Origin of the sequence: Xanthomonas sp. NCPPB 3582, from assembly GCF_041475735.2 — a bacterium.
In the GTDB taxonomy this organism is placed as follows: Bacteria; Pseudomonadota; Gammaproteobacteria; order Xanthomonadales; family Xanthomonadaceae; genus Xanthomonas; species Xanthomonas codiaei.
Map to the genome: position 1 here is coordinate 1,454,065 of NZ_CM192968.1, position 19,657 is coordinate 1,473,721.

At 68.8% G+C, this 19,657-nt stretch carries 13 protein-coding genes; 11 read left to right on the top strand and 2 right to left on the bottom strand.

Annotated features, from left to right (window positions below; all coding sequences use genetic code 11):
• Nucleotides 1-12: 12 nt before the first annotated feature.
• The 4 genes from ACCQ05_RS06125 (at nt 13) to ACCQ05_RS06140 (ending at nt 4,986) form a co-directional block, all read left to right on the top strand.
• Complete coding sequence (locus ACCQ05_RS06125; RefSeq protein WP_372393237.1) at nt 13-537, top strand: tetratricopeptide repeat protein; 525 nt, start codon at nt 13-15, stop codon at nt 535-537.
• Between the two features lie 415 nt (nt 538-952).
• Nucleotides 953-2,944 (top strand): DNA repair helicase YoaA, encoded by a 1,992-nt coding sequence (gene yoaA, locus ACCQ05_RS06130; protein WP_372393238.1) that lies wholly within the window; start codon nt 953-955, stop codon nt 2,942-2,944.
• Nucleotides 2,945-3,352: 408 nt separating this feature from the next.
• A complete protein-coding gene (gene tsaB, locus ACCQ05_RS06135) occupies nt 3,353-4,072 on the top strand; it encodes a tRNA (adenosine(37)-N6)-threonylcarbamoyltransferase complex dimerization subunit type 1 TsaB (RefSeq protein WP_372393239.1) in 720 nt (239 codons plus the stop codon).
• Nucleotides 4,069-4,986 (top strand): ADP-ribosylglycohydrolase family protein, encoded by a 918-nt coding sequence (locus ACCQ05_RS06140; RefSeq protein WP_228962934.1) that lies wholly within the window; start codon nt 4,069-4,071, stop codon nt 4,984-4,986. Before tsaB ends, ACCQ05_RS06140 begins: the two co-directional genes overlap by 4 nt.
• Before the next feature lie 334 nt (nt 4,987-5,320).
• On the opposite strand, the gene ACCQ05_RS06145 is transcribed toward ACCQ05_RS06140, so the two are convergent.
• Nucleotides 5,321-6,196: an energy transducer TonB family protein gene (locus tag ACCQ05_RS06145; protein ID WP_228962935.1), complete on the bottom strand. Its 876-nt coding sequence runs from the start codon at nt 6,194-6,196 to the stop codon at nt 5,321-5,323.
• Nucleotides 6,193-7,143, bottom strand: coding sequence for a glutathione synthase (gene gshB, locus ACCQ05_RS06150; RefSeq protein ID WP_372393240.1), 951 nt, complete (start codon nt 7,141-7,143; stop codon nt 6,193-6,195). The genes ACCQ05_RS06145 and gshB overlap by 4 nt, the downstream gene beginning before the upstream one ends.
• 237 nt (nt 7,144-7,380) lie before the next feature.
• Between gshB and pilG the strand changes: the two genes are divergently transcribed.
• The 7 genes from pilG (at nt 7,381) to ACCQ05_RS06185 (ending at nt 19,642) form a co-directional block, all read left to right on the top strand.
• Entirely contained in the window at nt 7,381-7,782 is a 402-nt protein-coding gene (gene pilG, locus ACCQ05_RS06155; RefSeq protein WP_005913706.1) for a twitching motility response regulator PilG, read from the top strand.
• 17 nt (nt 7,783-7,799) lie between these two features.
• Nucleotides 7,800-8,162, top strand: a complete 363-nt coding sequence (locus ACCQ05_RS06160; RefSeq protein ID WP_029220782.1) for a response regulator — start codon at nt 7,800-7,802, stop codon at nt 8,160-8,162.
• Nucleotides 8,162-8,692 (top strand): chemotaxis protein CheW, encoded by a 531-nt coding sequence (locus ACCQ05_RS06165; RefSeq protein WP_003482487.1) that lies wholly within the window; start codon nt 8,162-8,164, stop codon nt 8,690-8,692. Before ACCQ05_RS06160 ends, ACCQ05_RS06165 begins: the two co-directional genes overlap by 1 nt.
• Nucleotides 8,693-8,731: 39 nt before the next feature.
• Entirely contained in the window at nt 8,732-10,768 is a 2,037-nt protein-coding gene (locus ACCQ05_RS06170; RefSeq protein ID WP_228962937.1) for a methyl-accepting chemotaxis protein, read from the top strand.
• Nucleotides 10,769-10,881: 113 nt separating this feature from the next.
• Nucleotides 10,882-17,934: an Hpt domain-containing protein gene (locus ACCQ05_RS06175; RefSeq protein WP_372393241.1), complete on the top strand. Its 7,053-nt coding sequence runs from the start codon at nt 10,882-10,884 to the stop codon at nt 17,932-17,934.
• Nucleotides 17,935-17,941: 7 nt separating this feature from the next.
• Nucleotides 17,942-19,129: a chemotaxis protein CheB gene (locus ACCQ05_RS06180; RefSeq protein WP_372393955.1), complete on the top strand. Its 1,188-nt coding sequence runs from the start codon at nt 17,942-17,944 to the stop codon at nt 19,127-19,129.
• Between the two features lie 33 nt (nt 19,130-19,162).
• Entirely contained in the window at nt 19,163-19,642 is a 480-nt protein-coding gene (locus ACCQ05_RS06185) for a chemotaxis protein CheW (protein WP_104539208.1), read from the top strand.
• The last annotated feature ends 15 nt before the right edge of the window (nt 19,643-19,657 follow it).

Genomic DNA, 19,657 nt, shown 5'->3' on the forward strand with positions numbered 1-19,657 from the left:
TGGAGCGATTCGATGATCCCACTGCACCGTCTGCTCGTCCTGGCCGCGGCCTGCGCCACACTGGCTGCCTGCGTCAGCGCGCCGCCCACGCCGCCACCGACCCCGGTGGATCCGACCACGCCGACGCAGCGCTTGCTGCTGATCGAACGCGAGGCCGGCGCCGATGACACCGAGCTGTCGGTGCAGCCGCTGCGCGACCCGCAGGTGGACGACCTGCGCGACACCGCCAAGAGCAAGCGCCAGTCCGGCGATCTGAGCGGTGCGGCGGCGGTGCTGGATCAGGCGTTGGGGCTGGTATCCGGCGACCCGGCGATCCTGCAGGAGCGCGCCGAAGTAGCGGTGCTGCAGGCCGACTGGCCGGCCGCCGAACGCTTCGCCCAGCGGGCGATCGAATTGGGTTCCAAGACCGGCCCGTTGTGCCGCCGTCACTGGGCCACCATCGAACAGTCGCGCCTGGCGCGCGGCGAGAAGGAAAACGCCGCTTCGGCCAAGGCGCAGATTGCCGGCTGCACCGTGCCGGGCATGAAGCGGTACTGAGCCGATCGCCGGGTGCGTGGCGCCCGGTGAAGTCGGGCAGGGGGCGAAGGGGAGCGGGCAATTGTCCAGCACCGACCTGTGCCATCCGACACAAGGCATCGCTGCCGACGGCGCAGTCGCGCAGCCGTCGTGTCGCCCAAGCGCATCGCTTGAAGCTGCGATCGAAGCCTGCGATCGCCACGGGCATCGGGGCCGCGCCCGACGTGCCGTTGGACGGGAACTCGCTTGCGGCACGCCGGGGCCATGCTTGCCTGTCGAACAGAAGAGCGGGTGTGACGCGACGCTGCCTCGCCATCGCCAGGATCCTTGCGTCGATGGCTGCATCGCGCACCGGCAGGAAACCGATGGCGATCAGACAGCCTCACTGCACACGCGCTAGGCTGTCGTGCTTTCCAGCCTGCATCCGTTCGATCCCATGTCCCAACTTGCCACTGCCAGCATCGAGGCGCTCAGCGAGGGCGGCGCGCTTGCGCGCCAGCTCGATGCGTTCGCGCCGCGCGCTGCGCAGCTGCGCCTGACCGGGGCCATCGCCGAGGCGTTCGAACAACGCGACGTGCTGCTGGCCGAGGCCGGTACCGGCACCGGCAAGACCTATGCGTATCTGGTCCCGGCGCTGCTGTCGGGCTTGAAGACCATCGTCTCCACCGGCACGCGCGCGTTGCAGGACCAGCTGTTCCATCGCGATCTGCCGCGCGTGCGCGCTGCCCTGGGCGTGGGCCTGCGCAGCGCGTTGCTGAAGGGCCGCGCAAACTATCTGTGCAAGTACCGCACCCAGCAGGCGCGTGGCGAACCGCGCCTGGCCACCCCCGAGCAGGTCACCCAGTTCCAGCGCATCGTGGCCTGGAGCGGGCGCACCCAGTACGGCGACATGGCCGAACTGGACGCCCTGCCGGACGATTCGCCGCTGCTGCCGATGGTGACCTCCACGGTCGACAACTGCCTGGGCACCGACTGTCCGTTCTATGGCGAGTGCTTCGTGGTGCAGGCACGCCAGCGTGCACAGGCCGCCGATCTGGTGGTGGTCAATCACCATCTGCTGCTGGCCGATCTGGCGCTCAAGCAGGAAGGCTTCGGCGAGATCCTGCCGGGCGCGCAGGCCTTCGTCATCGACGAAGCGCATCAGTTGCCGGAGCTGGCGGCCAATTTCTTCGGCGAAAGTTTCGGCATGCGTCCATGGCAGGAACTGGCGCGCGACTGCATGGTGGAAGCGCGGCTGGTGGCCGGTGCGCAGGCCAGCCTGCAGGCGCCGATCCTGGCGCTGGACGATGCGCTGCGCAGCCTGCGCGCCGGCATGGAAGGGCTGCCGGCGCGTGGCACGCAGTGGCGCGCATTGGCCAGGCCGCAGGTGCGCGAGGGCTTCGATGCGGTGCTGTCGGCCCTGGCGCGGCTGGGCGAGGCCTTGCTGCCGTTGCGCGCCGCCTCGCCGGGGTTCGATGGCTGCACTGCGCGTGCGCAGGAAGCGCTGAATCGGCTGTCGCGCTGGCTGGGCGAAGACCTGCCGGTGGCCGATTTCGCGCAGGATCCGCCGGAAGACACGCTCGACAACGACGTGCTCTGGTACGAGCTGAGCCCGCGCGGATTCCGCTGCCAGCGCACGCCGCTGGACGTGTCCGGGCCGTTGCGCGAGCACCGCGAAAAATCGCAGGCGGCCTGGGTGTTCACCTCCGCCACGCTGGCGGTGGGCGGGCAGTTCGATCACATCGCGCTGCGGCTGGGCTTGAGCGACCCGGTGACCTTGCTGCAGCCCAGCCCGTTCGACTGGGCACGCCAGGCGCTGTGCTATCTGCCGCCGAACCTGCCCGACCCGGCGGCGCGCGGCTTCGGCACTGCCTTGATCGCGGCGCTGACCCCGGTGCTGGAGGCCTCCAATGGCCGCGCATTCCTGCTGTTCGCCTCGCACCGCGCGCTGCGCGAGGCCGCCGACGCGCTGCGTGGCGCGCCGTGGCCGCTGTTCGTGCAGGGCGAGGCGCCGCGCGCGACCCTGCTGCAACGCTTTCGCGATTCCGGCAATGGCGTGCTGCTCGGGTCTGCCAGTTTCCGCGAGGGCGTGGACGTGGTCGGCGATGCGCTGAGCGTGGTGGTGATCGACAAGCTGCCGTTCGCCGCACCCGACGACCCGGTGTTCGAAGCGCGGCTGGATGCGATCCGCCGCGAGGGCGGCAACCCGTTCCGCGACGAGCAGTTGCCGCAGGCCGTGATCGCACTGAAGCAGGGCGTGGGCCGGCTGATCCGCAGCGAAACCGATCGTGGCGTGCTGGTGTTGTGCGATCCGCGGCTGATCACCAAGAGCTATGGGCGCACCTTCATGACCTCGCTGCCGCCGTTCGCACGCACGCGGGAACTGGCCGACGTGCAGGCGTTTTTTGGGGGGCCGGGACTGGGGACCGGGGACCGGGGACCCGGGTAAGCGCAGGGCGAAGTGCTCATTGCGGTGGCGTATCGTGCTCCTGTGCAATTGCAAGCGGGAACTGGCCGACGTGCAGGCGTTTTTTGAAGAGCCGGGACTGGGGACTGGGGACCGGGGACCCGGGTAAGCGCAGGGCGAGTGTTCATGGCGGTGGCGTATCGCGCTTCTGTGCAATTGCACCGGGTGGTACACCCCAACTCCACCTCTGCCCCCCAAATCGCTCAGTCGAACTACGCTTCCCCGGGTCCCAGTCCCGGCTCAGTCGAACTACGCCTTCCCGCGTCCCCAGTCCCCGGTCCCCGGTCCCGGCTCAGTCGAACTATGCTTTCCCGGGTCCCCGGTCCCGGCTCAGTTAAACTGCGCCTCCCCGGTTCCCCAGTCCCGGGTCCCCGGTCCCGGCGCTCTCCCATGAACATCCTCGCCTTCGAAACCTCCACCGAAGCCTGCTCCGTTGCGCTGCACGTGGATGGACGCGTGATCGAGCGCTTCGAACTGGCACCGCGTCGCCACGCCGAACTGGCCTTGCCCTGGGCCGACGCGCTGCTGGCCGAGGGCGGCCTCACCCGGCGTCAGCTCGATGCGATCGCGGTCGGCCGCGGGCCTGGCGCCTTCACCGGCGTGCGGCTGGCGATCGGTATCGCGCAGGGCATCGCGCTGGCCCTGGATCTGCCGGTGCTGGCGGTCTCCACGCTGCAGGTGCTGGCCTTGCGCGCGCCGGCCGAGGCCAGGCATATGCTGGCCTGCATCGATGCGCGCATGGGCGAGGTCTATGCCGGGGTATTTGCACGCAACGCGGAAGGGCTGCTGGAACTCGCGCCCGAACGCGTGTGCACGCCCGATGCGGTGGTCGTGCCGGACGCCGCGCAGCGCCTGGCCGGGGTGGGAACCGGATTTGCGGCCGCCGACGGATTGCTGCAGCAGCGCCTTGCCGCCCAGCTGAGCAGCGTCGATGCCAGCGCCTTGCCGCATGCCGCCGATCTGCTCACGCTCGCCGTGCCTGCGCTGCAACGTGGCGAAGGGCTGGCGCCGGAGCGCGTGGAACCGGCGTACCTGCGCGACAACGTCGCACTGACCCTGGTCGAGCAACAGGCCGCTCGCGCAGCGAAGGCAGCCGCAACCGCGTCATGACACACAGCGATCTCGAACGCGCGCGCTTTCGCGGCTGCCTGCTCGGCCTGGCGGTCGGCGATGCGCTGGGTACCACGCTGGAATTCCATGCGCCCGGCAGCTTCACGCCGATCGACGACATGCGCGGCGGCGGCCCGTTCGCCCTGCGTGCAGGGCAGTGGACCGACGACACCTCCATGGCGCTGTGCCTGGCGCACAGCCTGCTGCACCGGCAAGGCTTCGATGCGGCCGACCAGATGAACCGCTATTGCAACTGGTATCAGCACGGCTACCTCAGCAGTACCGGCCGCTGTTTCGATATCGGCAACACGGTGCGCCAGGCGCTGGAGCGCTATCTCGATGGTGGCCCGGCCTTCAGCGGTAGCCAAGACCCGCGCGCGGCCGGCAACGGCTCCCTGATGCGGCTGGCGCCGGTGGCGATGTACTACGCGCATCGTCCCGACGAACTGGGCGACCGTGCTGCCGACAGCTCGCGCACCACCCATGCCGCCGCCGAAGCGCTGGACGCCTGCCGGTTGTTCGCGGCCCAGCTGCGCACCGCCCTGCTCGGCGCAACGCGCGAGCAGGTGCTGCGCACGCCTTGCGAGGGAATGGTCTCCCCGGCGGTGCGCGCCCTGTCCACACGCGACCATGCAGCGGTTCCGGCAGCGCGGATTCGCGGCACCGGCTACGTGGTCGACGCGCTGTCGGCCGCGCTGTGGTGCTTCGCCACCACCGAGACATTCGCCGATGCGGTGTTGCGCGCGGCCAACCTGGGCGACGATGCCGACACCACTGCGGCGATCTGCGGCCAGCTCGCTGGCGCGTTCTACGGTATCGAGGGCATTCCCGCCGCCTGGCGCGAACGCGTGCAGGACGCGGCCGAGATCATGGCCTTGGCCGACCGCCTGCACGCCGCGGCGCAGGTGGCCTGAGACACTGGCCATTGCGAACGCGCCGCGCCATCTTCCGCATGCGGCAGATGGCGCAGCCGGTCATGCTGGCTACGCGGGTGCACCATCCGATCGCAGGACGTCGTTGCCGGCCTGCTGCGCGTCCGTGCCGCCGCGGCGCGTCGAGGTCACGCGGCCGTACAGGCCGGTGGCCAGGCTACGCAGGATCGCCGGACTGGTGTCCACGCCCAGGCCGGCTGCATCACGGTATGAGAAGCGCGCGCCGTAGCGCCGCTGATCCTGCGTTTTCGGCCTTCTCTCAGGCCGTGCCGCTCGCGGCGGGCGCCTTGCATCGCGTAGCGCGCGCCTGGGGGTGTCAGCGGTCGTCGTGCAACTCGCCATCGGGCAAGAACAGCCAGGTGCGCGTGACCTCGAGGATGTCCACGTCGTCCTTGGTCCGGGGCAGGGGAGGGAACGGCTGTGCCAGCTGCACCACCCGCAACGCGGCCGCATCCAGCGTCGGCACGCCACTGGAGACCAGTACCCGGCTGCTCTCCACGCTGCCGTCGCGGCGCACGCCCACGCTGATCACCACCTTGCCGCCCAGCCGGCGGCGGCGTGCGTCGTCCGGATAGTTCAGGTTGCCCACGCGCTCGGCGCGGTCCACCCAGGCACGCAGGTAGTTGGCGTAGGCGTACTCGCGGGTGCTGGCGGAGACGAACTTGCGGTTCGGACGCTTGGCGTACTGCTCCGAGCGCAGGTGCACCTCGGCCGCCAGTCGGGCCATCTCGGCATCGCGCTGGATGCGTTGCGCATCGGCCGGGGTGAGCGGGTCGGTCTGCGGATTCGGTTGCGGCGTCGGCATGGCCTGCTCGCCGCGGCGGCTGCTCACCACCCGGGTCTGGGTGGGTGCCGGGGCCTGCACGCTGGTGGCGCGCTGCGCCTGCGGCGCCAGCCCGGTGCGGTCCTGCGGCACCACGCCCGGCTGGCTGTCGCGCGGGCGCTGGGCGGTGTCGTGGTCGCCGCCGCCCTGCTGGTTGGCCTGGGCCAGGAAGTCGGCCTGCTTGGGCGTCAGCGGGGTGCTGGTCTGGCTGAAGATCACGTCCAGGGTCGGAACCAGCGGGGCGTCCTCGCTGACCGCAAAGCCCACCCCCAGGATCAGCGCGCCGTGCAGCAACAGCGAGACCACCAGCGTGGTGGTCAACCGCCGGCGTTCGTCCATCGCTGCAGGCAGGGCCGCGGCCGTGCTCATTGCGCGGCGCCGGCCTCGATCGCATCGAACAGCAGCCCGGCGATGTTCAGGCCGAACTGCGCATCCAGCTCGCGCACGCAGGTGGGGCTGGTGACGTTGACCTCGGTCAGGTAGTCGCCGATCACGTCCAGGCCGACGAAGCGCATGCCGCGGCGGCGCATTTCCGGCCCCACCTGGGCGGCGATCCAGCGGTCGCGCTCGGACAGCGGGCGGCCTTCGCCGCGGCCGCCGGCGGCCAGGTTGCCGCGGAATTCGTCGCCTTGCGGAATGCGCGCCAGGCAATAGTCCACCGGCTCGCCGTCCACCAGCAGGATGCGCTTGTCGCCGGCGCTGATGTCGGGAATGAAGCGCTGCGCCAGGGTCAGCCTGCGGTTGCCGTCGGTCAGCGTTTCCAGGATCACGTTGAGGTTGGGGTCGCCGGTGCCGCTGCGGAAGATCGAACGCCCGCCCATGCCATCCAGCGGCTTGAGCACGGCCTGGCCATGCTCCAGCACGAACGCCTTGAGCGCGGCGGCATCGCGGCTGACCAGGGTGGGGGGACAGCACTGCGGGAACAGCAGCGCGGCCAGTTTCTCGTTGTAGTCGCGCAGGCCCTGCGGGTCGTTGACGATCTGCGCGCCGGCGCGCTGCGCCACGCTCAGCACCTGGGTGTCGTAGACGAACTCGGCATCCACCGGCGGGTCCTTGCGCATCAGCACCACCTGGCCGGGGCCGAAGGCCAGCTCGGCGAACGCGCCCAGGGTGAACCAGTCGTTCTTGTCGTCGCGCACGTTCAGTGCTGCGACCTGCGCCACCGCACGGCCTTCACGCAGGCTCAGCCCGCCCGGGCGCACGTAATGCAGGCGGTGGCCGCGGCGCTGGGCTTCCAGCAGCATGGCGAAGGTGGTGTCTTTGGCGATCTTGATGGAGGCGATGGGATCCATCACCACGACGACGTCGAGCGACATGGGGCTAAACCTTTCGAACAGGCTGCCGATGGTAACTTCAAGCGGCGGGCGATGGCGCGTCCGGCCGGTTGCGAATGCGCGACTTGCCGGTCGAAGCGCACCCGGACGCGGTCGGAACGTCCGCCTGGCGGGGCCCCGGCAACGCGCCCTTGACAGTCGATGCGGGTCTTGGGATATACATGCAGTTTCGTAGCGACGTCGGAAGGGATGAAGCGTTGCGCGTCCGGGGATATTTGCATGAGTGAAAACATCGCTGCGGGTGGGGAACTCGCAGGACTGAAGGTGATGGTGATCGATGATTCGAAAACCATTCGCCGCACCGCCGAAACGCTGCTGAAGCGCGAAGGGTGTGAAGTAGTGACAGCGACGGATGGTTTCGAGGCACTGGCCAAGATCGCGGACCAGCAACCTCAGATCATCTTTGTGGACATCATGATGCCGCGTCTGGATGGGTACCAGACCTGCGCGTTGATCAAGGGCAACCAGCTCTTCAAGTCGACGCCGGTGATCATGTTGTCGTCCAAGGATGGCCTGTTCGACAAGGCACGCGGCCGCATCGTCGGCTCCGAGCAGTATCTGACCAAGCCATTCACACGTGAAGAACTACTGAGCGCGATCCGCACGTACGTCCACGCCTGACCAGGGGGAAAGGCAACATGGCTCGAATTATATTGATCGAGGACTCGCCCACCGATCGGGCGGTCTTCAGTCAATGGCTGGAAAAAGCTGGCCACACGGTCGTCGCCACCGACAACGCCGAAGAGGGACTTGAGCTGGTTCGCAGCCAGGCGCCCGATCTGGTGCTGATGGACGTGGTGCTGCCCGGCATGAGCGGCTTTCAGGCAACGCGTGCACTCGCGCGCGACCAGGCCACCAAGGACATCCCCGTGCTGCTGGTCAGCACCAAGGGCATGGAAACCGACAAGGCCTGGGGTTTGCGACAAGGTGCCAGCGATTACATCGTCAAGCCGCCGCGCGAAGACGATCTGATTGCACGCATCAAACAACTGGTGCGTTGATGCGCTCTCCATTCGACATTCTCGAAGACTACGAGCGGCGTAGTCTTGCGCACGCCACGCCGCTGCCGGAACGCCAGTTCTCCGCAGACATCTGGCGTGGCGTCGGCTATCGCGTCGGTACCCGGCGGCTGGTTTCGGACTTCCGCGAAGTGGCGGAAATCGTGCCGATGCCGCCGGTGACGCCGGTGCCGGGCGCCCAGCCCTGGCTGCTGGGCGTGGGCAACCTGCGCGGCAACCTGTTCCCGGTGATCGACCTGAAGCAGTTCCTGGAGGGCCGGCGCACGGTGCTGCAGGAAGGCCAGCGGGTGCTGATCATGCGCCAGAGCGGCGGCGACGTCGCGCTGACCATCGACGAGCTCTACGGCCAGCGCAGCTTCGAACAGGTGCAGGCGGTCGAGCCTGGCGAGCTGGCCCAGGGCCGCTACGCCCATTTCATCGACCGTGCCTTCCGCAACGAGACGCAGGACTGGGGTGTGTTCTCCCTGGCGTTGCTGTCGCGCACTCCTGAATTCCGGCAGGCCGCGGCCTAAGCCGCGACCCCGCCACGTCATACAGATCGAGGTCGAACCATGAGTACCGCCCCGGACGCCCGCAAGACCAACAAGCTCGGCAGCGTCAGCACCAGCTTCTGGCTTGGCCTGCTGGTGTTGTCGATGATCGTGTTCGGCGCCAACACCGGCGTCGCCACCTGGCAGGGCAGCCGTCTTGCCGGTGCCGGCACCGGCGCCGCCGACCTGCAGGTGCTCTCGCAGCAGCTGGCCAACCAGGGCCGCGAAGCGGTCTCCGGTGACGCCAAGGCCTTTGCCGCCTTCAAGGAGACCAAGGGCCGCATCGACAGCACGGTGAGCGAACTCGATGGCCGCTACGGCCAGGAGGGCTCGGTGGCCAGCGCGATGGCGCAGCTCAAGGCGACCTGGGTGCCGCTGAGCAAGAACGCCGATCAGGTCATCGCCAGCGAACCGGCGGTGCTCGGCCTGGCCGGCAACGCCGAACGCTTCTCCGGCAGCGTGCCGCAGCTGCAGGCGCAGTTGAACGAAGTGGTGCGTGCGATGACGGTCAGCGGCGCGCCCGCCTCGCAGATCTACAACACCCTGCAGCAGGTCGTGGTCGCCGGCACCATGGCGCGGCGGGTGACCGAAATGCGCGCCGGTGGCGCCAATGCGGCCGCCTCCGGCGACGCGCTGGCACGCGACTCGGTGGTGTTCACCCAGATGCTGGAAGGCCTGCGCGCGGGCAACGAAGAACTCGGCATCGCCGCGGTGCGCAACCCGGCCGCCCTGGCGGCGCTGGAACAGTCGCAGACGCAGTGGGCGACGATGAAGAAGGACGTCGACGCCATCCTCGCCAGCTCGCGCAACCTCTTCGCCGCGCAGTCCTCGGCCGCGGCGCTGACCGCCGGCTCGGGCAAGATGCTCGACGACAGCAAGAAGCTGTTCGACGCGTTCTCCGCGTTCGGTTCGGTGCGCGACACCCGCCTGTTTCCCAACTTCTGGCTGGGCGTGGTGTCCGGCCTGGTCGCCTTGCTGGCCATCGTCGGCTTCGTCTGGAGCTCGGTGCGGGTGCGGACCCGCGAGCAGGACGTGCGCTACCAGGCACAGGTGGAATTCAACAGCCGCAACCAGCAGGCGATCATGCGCTTGCTGGACGAAATCAGCTCGCTCGGTGAGGGCGACCTGACCGTCAAGGCCTCGGTGACCGAGGACATGACCGGCGCCATTGCAGACGCGATCAACTACGCCGTGGACGAGCTGCGTCACCTGGTGACCACCATCAACGACACCTCGGCCAAGGTGGCCGTGTCGACCCAGGAAACCCAGGCCACGGCCATGCAGCTGGCCGAAGCGGCCGGCCAGCAGGCCAACCAGATCACCACCGCCTCCGAGCGCATCAGCGAAATCGCTGCCAGCATCGAACAGGTGTCGCGCAACTCCACCGAGTCGGCCGAAGTGGCGCAGCGCTCGGTGGTCATCGCCGCCGAGGGTGCCGGCGTGGTGCGCGAAACGATCCAGGGCATGGACCAGATCCGCGACCAGATCCAGGAAACCTCCAAGCGCATCAAGCGGCTGGGCGAGTCTTCGCAGGAGATTGGCTCGATCGTGGAACTGATCAACGACATTTCCGAGCAGACCAACATCCTGGCGCTCAACGCCGCGGTGCAGGCCGCCTCGGCGGGCGAAGCCGGTCGCGGTTTCGCGGTCGTGGCCGACGAAGTGCAGCGCCTGGCAGAACGCACCTCCAGTGCGACCCGACGCATCGAAGGCCTGGTGCAGACCATTCAGGCCGATACCAACGAAGCGGTCAGCTCGATGGAGCAGACCACCTCCGAAGTGGTGTCCGGTGCGCGCCTGGCCGAAGACGCCGGTACCGCGCTGACCGAAATCGAGCGCGTGTCCAACGCCTTGAACAACCTGATCAAGAACATCTCCATCGCCGCGCACCAGCAGTCGGCTGCGGCGACGGACATCACACAGACCATGGGCGTGATCCGACAGATCACCAGCCAGACATCGCAGGGTGCGGAGCAGACGGCCGAGTCGATCGGCAACCTGGCTCAGCTCGCTGCCGATCTGCGCCGTTCGGTCGCCGACTTCAAGCTGCCGGCGTGACCACGACGCGGAACGGGAAAGGATCAGCAGATGGCGCGTAGTCGCATTACGTCGATGCAGGAAGTGACCGGTGGCTGCGCAAGCGGTGTGCCGGCCGTAGTCAGGGGGCTGCAATGAGTGCGCTTCGCGATGCGATGAGCCACGCCGCGCTGGGCTGGGTCAAGCCGGAGCTGGACGAGACCTTGCGCCAGGCGCGCAACGAGATCGAGTACTTCGCCGAAGAACCCTCCGACACCAGTCGGATGCGTTTTTGCGCCGGCTACCTGCACCAGGTGCAGGGCACCTTGCGCATGGTCGAGCTGTATGCGCCGGCCATGGTCGCCGAGGAGCTGGAGCTGCTGGCCCAGGCCGTGCAGGCAGGCGAGGTGGCCGACCGCGACGAAGCCTGCGCCATGCTGATGCGCGGCACCGTGCTGCTGCCCGATTATCTGGAACGCCTGCAGAACGGCCATCGCGACATTCCGATCGTGCTGCTGCCGCTGCTCAACGAAATCCGTGCCACGCGTGGCCAGCCGGGTCTGAATGAAAGCGTGTTGTTCGCGTTCGACCCGCAGGCCGGTGTCGCCACCGAAGCCGAGCTGGATCACGCGCGCGGCAGCCTGAGCGGGCGCAATCGCGAGCTGCTCGACACGGTCGGCAGCGCGGTCAAGGAAGAATTGCTGCGCGTCAAGGACGCGCTGGACCTGCACCTGCGCACCGGCGGCGACATCGCCGAGTTGCAGACCCAGGTCAACGACCTGGGCAGCGTGGCCGACACCCTGGGCATGATGGGCCTGGGCGTGGCACGCACGGTCGTCGTACAACAGCGCGATGCGCTGGCGCGCGTGGTCGACGGCCAGGTGCAGATGGACGAAGGCGTGCTGCTGGATATCGCCGGCGCGCTGCTGTACGTGGATGCCTCGCTGGATGACCAGGTCGCCAGTCTTGGCGCCGACATCGGCGATGGCAACGAAGCCAGCAACAGCGCCACCTCCTCGGAGGTGCGCCGCACCGTGGACGTGCTGGCGCAGGAAGCGATCGCCAATTTCGGTGCGGCGCGCGAGCACTTCGTCGCCTTCATCGAAACCAACTGGGATCACGCGCGCCTGGCCGAGGTGCCGCACCTGCTGGGCGAAGTCGGCGGTGCCTTGCGCATCCTCGAACTGCCGCAGGCCGCCGATTACCTGGAAGGCGTGCGCCGGTATGTCGATCTGGAGCTGATCGGCAAGCAGCGCGTGCCCAGCGGCCGCCAGCTGGACACTCTGGCCGATGCGATGGCCAGCCTGGAGTACTACCTGGAAGCCCTGCGCGAGCGCCGTCCCGGCCGCGAGGAGATTCTGGACATCACCCGCAACAGCCTGGAAACACTGCGTTATTGGCCGCTGCCGTCCGGGCAGCCGTCCGAATTGCCGGTGGGTACCGACCAGCCGGGCAGCGTCGTCGAGCCGCAACAGGTCGCCGTCGGCGGACTGCAGCTTGCCGGAACTCCGGATGCGGCGGCCAACGATGCCGCCCCGGCCGCCGCGCTGGAATGGGCCAACGCAACCGTGGTGGAAGCGCCGTTCGCGGCCAGCGCGGTGCACGACACCGGCGCGGCAGCGACCGATACGGTGTTTTCGTTCGACCCGGTTGCCGCCGAGGAAACCGTGTCCGGTCAGGCGCACGTGCCGTTTACGGTGGCGCCGCTGGACCTGTCCGAGGATGGCGCGCAGGCGCCTGGCGATTGGCAGCTGGAAACGACCGAGCAGGCGCCGCCGATTGCTCCCTCCGCGTTCGACCCGGTGTCGGCCGAGCAGGATGGGCATCTCGCCAGCGAGGCCGCGCAGGTCAGCTACACCGTGGACCTGAGCGCGCTGGAACAGGAACATGCCGCTGCGCCCGTGGTGGCCGATGAGGCGCCGCTGCAGATCGAACAGATCAGCTTGCCGGGCGACGCCGATCAGACCGACGCACCGCTGGAGTTCATTGCCGAACACCAGACGCGCCGTGCGCAGGTCAGCATCGAGGATGCGTTCTCGCCGCCGCCAGCTCCGCCTGCGCTGCCGCAGGAACCGGACGGCCCGTTCGTGGATGCCGTGCCCGATGCGCCGGACGCAGCGGTCGAAGCGACTGCCGAGCACACCACGCCGCGCGTGCAGCAGGCCGTGGTCAGCGAGTTCGAGCTGGATGCGGCATCGGCTGCGTTCCTGGCCGATCTCGATGCAGCTGCCGCGCAGTTCGACACCGAGCGGCCGCAGGTCTCGCCGGGCAGTACCGATGCCGCAGCCGATACCGCGCCGGTGCAGGCGCCTGGCGAGCCGGTGCCGGCGGCGGCCGATGCCGGCATCTTCGGCGGCTTCGGCGACAGCGATATCGATGACGACATCCGCGATGTGTTCCTCGAAGAATTCGACGAGGAACTGGTCAACCTGGGGCAGTTGCTGCCGGTCTGGCGCGCTGCGCCGAACAGCCCGGACAACCTGCGTCCGATCCGCCGCGTCTTCCACACCCTGAAGGGCAGCGGCCGCCTGGTCGGCGCCAGCGTGCTCGGCGAGTTCAGCTGGAAGATCGAAAGCATGCTCAACCGCGTGCTCGACAACTCGCGCCCGCCCAGCCCGGCGGTGGTGGCGATGGTCGAGCTGGCCTACCAGGTGCTGCCGCAATTCAATGCAGCATTGCGCGAGCAGGGCCGCATCGACGCGGACCTGCCGGAAATCCAGGCGATCGCCGAGCGCGTGGCTGCCGGTGAAGAGGTCTATTACGTGCCTGCGGCGGCGACGCCGGCAAGCACCGAGGTGTCCGCGGTTGCGGCCGTGGCCGGCGCATCTGCGGCCAGTGGCGGAACCCCGGCATCGGTGGACAGCGTGCTGCGCGAGATCCTCGAAGCCGAAGTCGCAACGCATCTGGACACCGTCAACGCATGGCTGCAGGCCAGCCAGGCGGCGCCGCAGTTGGCGACCGAAGAACTGTTGCGTGCCGTGCACACCATGAGTGGCGCGTTCGCAATGACCGACGTGCCGGAAATCACCCTGGTGACGACCCCGGCCGAGAGCTATGTGAAGCGTCTGCTCGCGGCATCGGCAGCGCCGTCGCCCGAAGGTATCGATGCGATTGCGGCCATGGCCGCGGCGATCGCCACCACGGTCACCGCATTGCGCGCCGACGCGCCAATGATTCCATCGTTCGCGCCGTTGACCGAGCGCCTGCGCGCCCTGGTGGACACCCTGCCGGAAGCGCAGTGGCCGCCGCAGGCGTTCCTGGAAGACCTGGACGATGTCGACGCGGCGAGCCAAGAGGCTGCCGGCGGCGATGCGAGGGTCGAATTGACCGGCGTGGAAGACCTGTCGCAGTACCTGGATGCCAGCGCACTGCCGTCCGAGTCCACCTCGCCGACGCAACTGGCCGACCACACGCACGCCGCCGACGCCGAGGCTCCGATCGCGGTGGACGAACTGGCCGAAGCCGAGGCCGATCAACACGCCGCGCATGCGCTGCAGGCACCGGCGCCGGACGATCACGACGCACTGTCGCAGGATCAGCACGCCGCGAACGTCGACACCGCAGAGACGGCAGTCGACGACGCAGCAGCTGTGCAGGGCGACACCGTGGGCGCCGACCACCATGAAGCTGCGACGCAAGCCGACGACGCACACGACACGCTGGCCGATGAGCCGGCGGTCGAAGCCGATGCCTGGGACGCCACCGAAGGGCAGCCTGCCGAAGCCGCCGACGCGGCGCTGGCGCACGCTGCAGCGCAGGTACCGGTCGATTCGGGTGACATGCAGGCGCATGACTTGCCCGATGCGAATGCGTCGTTTGCTGCGCACGACCCAGCAGCGGGCGATGCGGCTGCAGATGGCACGGACACCGGCGTTTCCACGCAGGACACCGTGGCGGTCGACGAGCTGGCCGACGCGGAAGCCGCGCTTGGCCAGACGCAGACCCTTGCCAGCGCGGACGAGGCCCACGCCGTGGCCGACGACGCGACGGTCGAGAGCATCGACGCGCTGCAAGCGGTGCACACCGATGCCCCGGTGGGCGAGGAGGCACCCGCCGCCATCGCCGAGGACTGGACGCCGGAAACCACGGCGCTGGACAGCGTGTCGACCGATCACGACTTGCCGCAGGGCGATCGAGGCGAGGCGGAATACGCCACCGAGTCGTCCGATGCCGATGCCACCGCGCCGGCCCACGCCGAGGACGTCGCCGAGCAGGCAGGTGAAGACGAAGCCGCACCGTCGCACGACGCCGACGCCGACGTCGACGTCGACGTCGACGCACAGCATGCTGCGCAGTCGGATGCCGACGCGGACACCGAAGCGCACGTAGAGCAGCCGCAGCAGCCGGCTGCCTGGGACATGCCGTCCGAGACACACGCAGAGTCCGGCGAGCACACCGGCACGGCCGAACACACGGCAGTCGAGGACGCGACGCACGGCGAACACGTTGCCGAGATCGAGGCCGAACACGCCGATGCGGCGCAGTCCGCTCAGCATGACGATTCGGTGCATGCCGATGCGGCGCTGCCCGAGCACACCATCGAATCGGTGCAGGCGTTCGAGATGGCGCATGCGGCCGACCAGATGGAAGAGGCGGGTGATCCGCCATCGGACATCGCGCCCGACGTGCATGCCGAGCCGGTTGCCGAGACCGACGCACAGCACGATGGCGAACCTGCATCCGTCGATGCGATGGCCACGACAGACGAGGTCGAGCACCTGGAACAGGCCGGGCACACCGATGCTGCCGAACACGACGCCTCTGCCAGCGAACACGCGGCCGAGCCGGCTGACGCTGCCGCTGCCTTCAGCGCGCCGGTGGAAGACCGCGCGCGTGCCGATACCGTCAGCAACGACGTCGGGGCCGCGTTCGATGTGGGCCCGCTCAACTTCGATCAACTCGATGGCGAACTGGTCGACATCTTCGTCGAGGAAGGCCGCGACCTGCTCGATCACAGCGATGGCCTGATCGCGCGGATGCGCGAAACGCCGGACGACCGCGAGGTGCTCAACGGCTTGCAGCGCGACCTGCACACGCTCAAGGGCGGCGCGCGCATGGCCGGCATCAACGCCATCGGCGACCTGGGCCACGCGATCGAATCGCTGCTCGAAGCCGTGGCGGCCAACCGCACCGACATCGACCGCGACGACGTGCGCCTGTTCGAACGCGGCTTCGATCGTCTGCACCAGTTGCTGACCCGTACCGGCATGCACCGCGCGGTGGCCATGCCCACCGACCTGGTGGATGCCTTCGAAACCCGCACCCGTGGCCGCAATGCCGCAGAGCCCAGCGACGCGGACGTGCGTGCGATCGCCAAGGCGTCGGTGGAACCGGCACCGCTGTCGGCACCGATCCCGGTCGAAGGCCAGAGCGAAGACGATTTCCTGCCGCGCGTGCAGCAGGAGCAGGTGCGTGTGCGTGCGGATCTGCTCGACCGCCTGGTCAACCACGCCGGCGAAGTGGCGATCTACCGCTCGCGCCTGGAACAGCAGCTGGGCGCGTTCCGGGGCGCCATGGGCGAACTGGATCGCACCAACGCCCGTCTGCGCGACCAGTTGCGCCGCCTGGATCTGGAAACCGAAGCGCAGATCGTGGCGCGTTACCAGCGCGAGCAGGACCAGGGCGACCGCACCTTCGATCCGCTGGAACTGGACCGCTTCTCCACCCTGCAGCAGCTCAGCCGCGCGCTGAACGAATCGGCGGCCGACTTGGGCGGTTTGCAGGGCGTGCTGGAAGACCTCTCGCGTCAGTACGACGGCCTGCTGCAACAGCAGTCGCGCGTCAGCTCCGAACTGCAGGACGGCCTGATGCGTGCGCGCATGGTGCCGTTCGACGGCCTGGTGCCGCGCCTGCGCCGTGTGGTGCGCCAGGCCGCCAGCGATACCGGCAAGCAGGTGCACCTGGTGCTGGAAGGCACCCAGGGCGAACTGGATCGCAACGTGCTCGATCGCATGGTCGCGCCGCTGGAACACATGCTGCGCAACTCGGTCGCGCATGGGCTGGAAACGCCCGAGCAGCGCCGCGACGCGGGCAAGCCGGAAGAAGGCAGCATCGCGATCCGTCTGCGCCGCGAAGGCTCGGAAATCGTGCTGGAAGTGGCCGACGACGGCGCCGGGCTGGACCGCGAGGCGATCCGTCGCCGTGGCGAACAGCGCGGCCTGATCGAACCGGGCCAGGAACTGAGCGAGGCCGAACTCGACAACCTGATCTTCGCCTCCGGCTTCAGCACCTCCGAGCAGGTCAGCCAGCTGGCTGGCCGTGGCGTGGGCATGGACGTGGTGCGCAACGAAGTGCGCCAGCTCGGCGGCTCGGTGGACATCCACTCGGTGCGTGGCCAGGGCGTCACCTTCACCCTGCGCCTGCCGCAGACGCTGGCGGTCACCCAGGCGGTGTTCGTGCGGATCGGCGACACCACCTTTGCGGTGCCGGTGGCGTCGGTCAGCGGTATCGGGCGCATTTCGCGCACCCGCTACGAGTCGGGCGAGGGCGGTTATCACTACGCCGGCGAAGAGTACGTGCTGCACGACCTGGGCTCGCTGGTCGGCCAGGCCGCGGCGCGTGCCGATGGTCAGGCGCAGGTGCCGTTGCTGCTGGTGCGTGCGGGCGACCTGCGCGCGGCGGTGGCGATCGACCAGGTGCTGGGCAACCGCGAAATCGTGGTCAAGCCGGTCGGCCTGCAGATCGCCTCGGTGCCGGGCATCTACGGCGCCACCATCACCGGCGATGGCCGCGTGGTGGTGATCCTGGACGTGGCGCCGTTGGTGCGTCGTTACCTCAGCCAGCCGGCGCGTCCGGCGCTGGACACCCCCGCCGAAGCGCAGCGCCAGGTGCCGCTGGTGATGGTGGTGGACGACTCGCTGACCATGCGCAAGGTCACCAGCCGCGTGCTGGAACGCCACAACCTGGACGTCACCACCGCCCGCGACGGTGTCGAGGCACTGGAACTGCTCGAAGAGCGCGTGCCCGACCTGATGCTGCTGGATATCGAAATGCCGCGCATGGACGGCTACGAGCTGGCCACCGCGATGCGAGCCGACCCGCGCTTCAAGGCGGTGCCGATCGTGATGATCACCTCGCGCAGTGGCGAGAAGCATCGCCAGCGCGCCTTCGAGATCGGTGTGCAGCGCTACCTGGGCAAGCCTTACCAAGAGTTGGATCTGATGCGAAACGTGTATGACCTGCTGGGGATCGCCCGTGTCCGAGACTAATGGCGCAATGGGAACTCCGGTCGCCCTGCTGGGCCGGCCCGGACAGGCGCGCGAACGCCTGCGCGAAGCGCTTGGCCTGGCCGGTGCGCAGGTGGTGCTGGAAGACGAGCCCGCGGCGGTGGACGTGCAGATGCTGCGCGATGCCGAGCCGGTGGCGGTGCTGGTGGCGCTGGAGCCGGCCATCGAAGACGCGCTCGAAGCGCTGGAGCCGGCCTTCAACATCCCTGGCGTGACGGTGATCTTCGACGAGGCCGAACTCACGGTGCGCCGCGAGGGCTGGGAAGCGCAGCGTTGGGTACGCCATCTGGCTGCCAAGCTGCACGGCCATGCCGACGTGTTGCCGCCGGGTACCGAAAGCGAGCCCTCGCTGCAGCCCGAGCGCGGCCTGACGCTGGCACCGCAGCAGCACTCGGACCTGCAGCTGGACCAGCACCTGGAAGCGGCCGCGCATGCCTTCGAAAGCGTGCCTGGCGATGGCTTGTTCACCCATGCCCCCGAGCACGCCGAGACATCGGCCGGTGCCGGAACGGGCGCCCAGACGCTGGGCGATTCCAGCACCTGGGGCCTGGTGGATGAGGTCGCCGTGGTGGTGCGCCCGCGCACCGAACCGGATGTGGCTGCGCTGTCCACCGGCGGCCTGTCGCTGGTGGAACTGGAGCACAGCGGCGAGGTCACGGGCGCGGTGCTGGTGATGGCCGGGATCGGTGGGCCGGATGCGATCCGTCGCCTGCTGGCCGCATTGCCGCCGCAATTCCCGCGCGCCGTGCTGGTGCGCATGACCCTCGATGGTGGCCAGTACGGCAATCTGGTGCGGCAGATGGGGCGCGTGTCCGCGCTGCCGGTGGAGCTGGGCGAAGCCGGGCAGACCGTCGCAGCGGGCAAGGTCTATGTGTTGTCCGACGAGATCGGCCTGCAGCAGCACGCCGGCGCACTGGCCTTCGTGGCGCAGAGCGATCCGGCCGGGCTGATCGCTGCCTTGCCGCCGAGCGACAGTGCCGTGCTGATGCTCAGCGGTGCCAACGAAGCATTGGTGGAAGCCTCGCTGGCGCTGGCCGAGCAGGGCGCCTGGCTGGCGGGTCAGTCCGCCGATGGCTGCTACGACCCGGCTGCGGCAGCGCGGCTGGCGCGACAAGGTATCTTGACCGGCGATCCCGCGCAGTTGGCGCAGGCGCTGGCACAGCGTTGGCCGGCGTAAGCCGGGCGCTTCCTCTCAGATCGGAACAGTGCGATGAGCTACGCCAATAACGACGAAATCCGCGGCGTCCTGATTCAGGCGGGCAACGAGCGCGTGCTGCTGCCCAACGCGACGGTGGCCGAGGTGATGTCGCGCGTGGCGGTCGAAGCGCTGCCGGACATGCCGCGCTGGGTGGTCGGGCGCATCGACTGGTACGGCTGGAAGGTGCCCTTGCTGTCGTTCGCACGCCTCAGCGGCCTGGGCGACGAACCTGCGGCATTGAACAACAAGGTCATCGTGCTGAAGGCGCTGGGCGGCAATCCCGCACTGCCGTACTTCGCCCTGCTGACCGCCTCGTTCCCGCAGCTGATCTCGGTGCCGCGCGACGGACTGCTGGCCGATGCGTCGGAAGACGCGCTGCCGGAAGGCGTGCACATGCGCGTGCTGCTCGGCGAGCAAAGTGCGCTGTTGCCGAACCTGGATGCCATCGAGTGGCAGGTGGCGCAGGCGCTCGCAGCGGCCGACGCCGCCTGAGGGCGGCTGACCCAG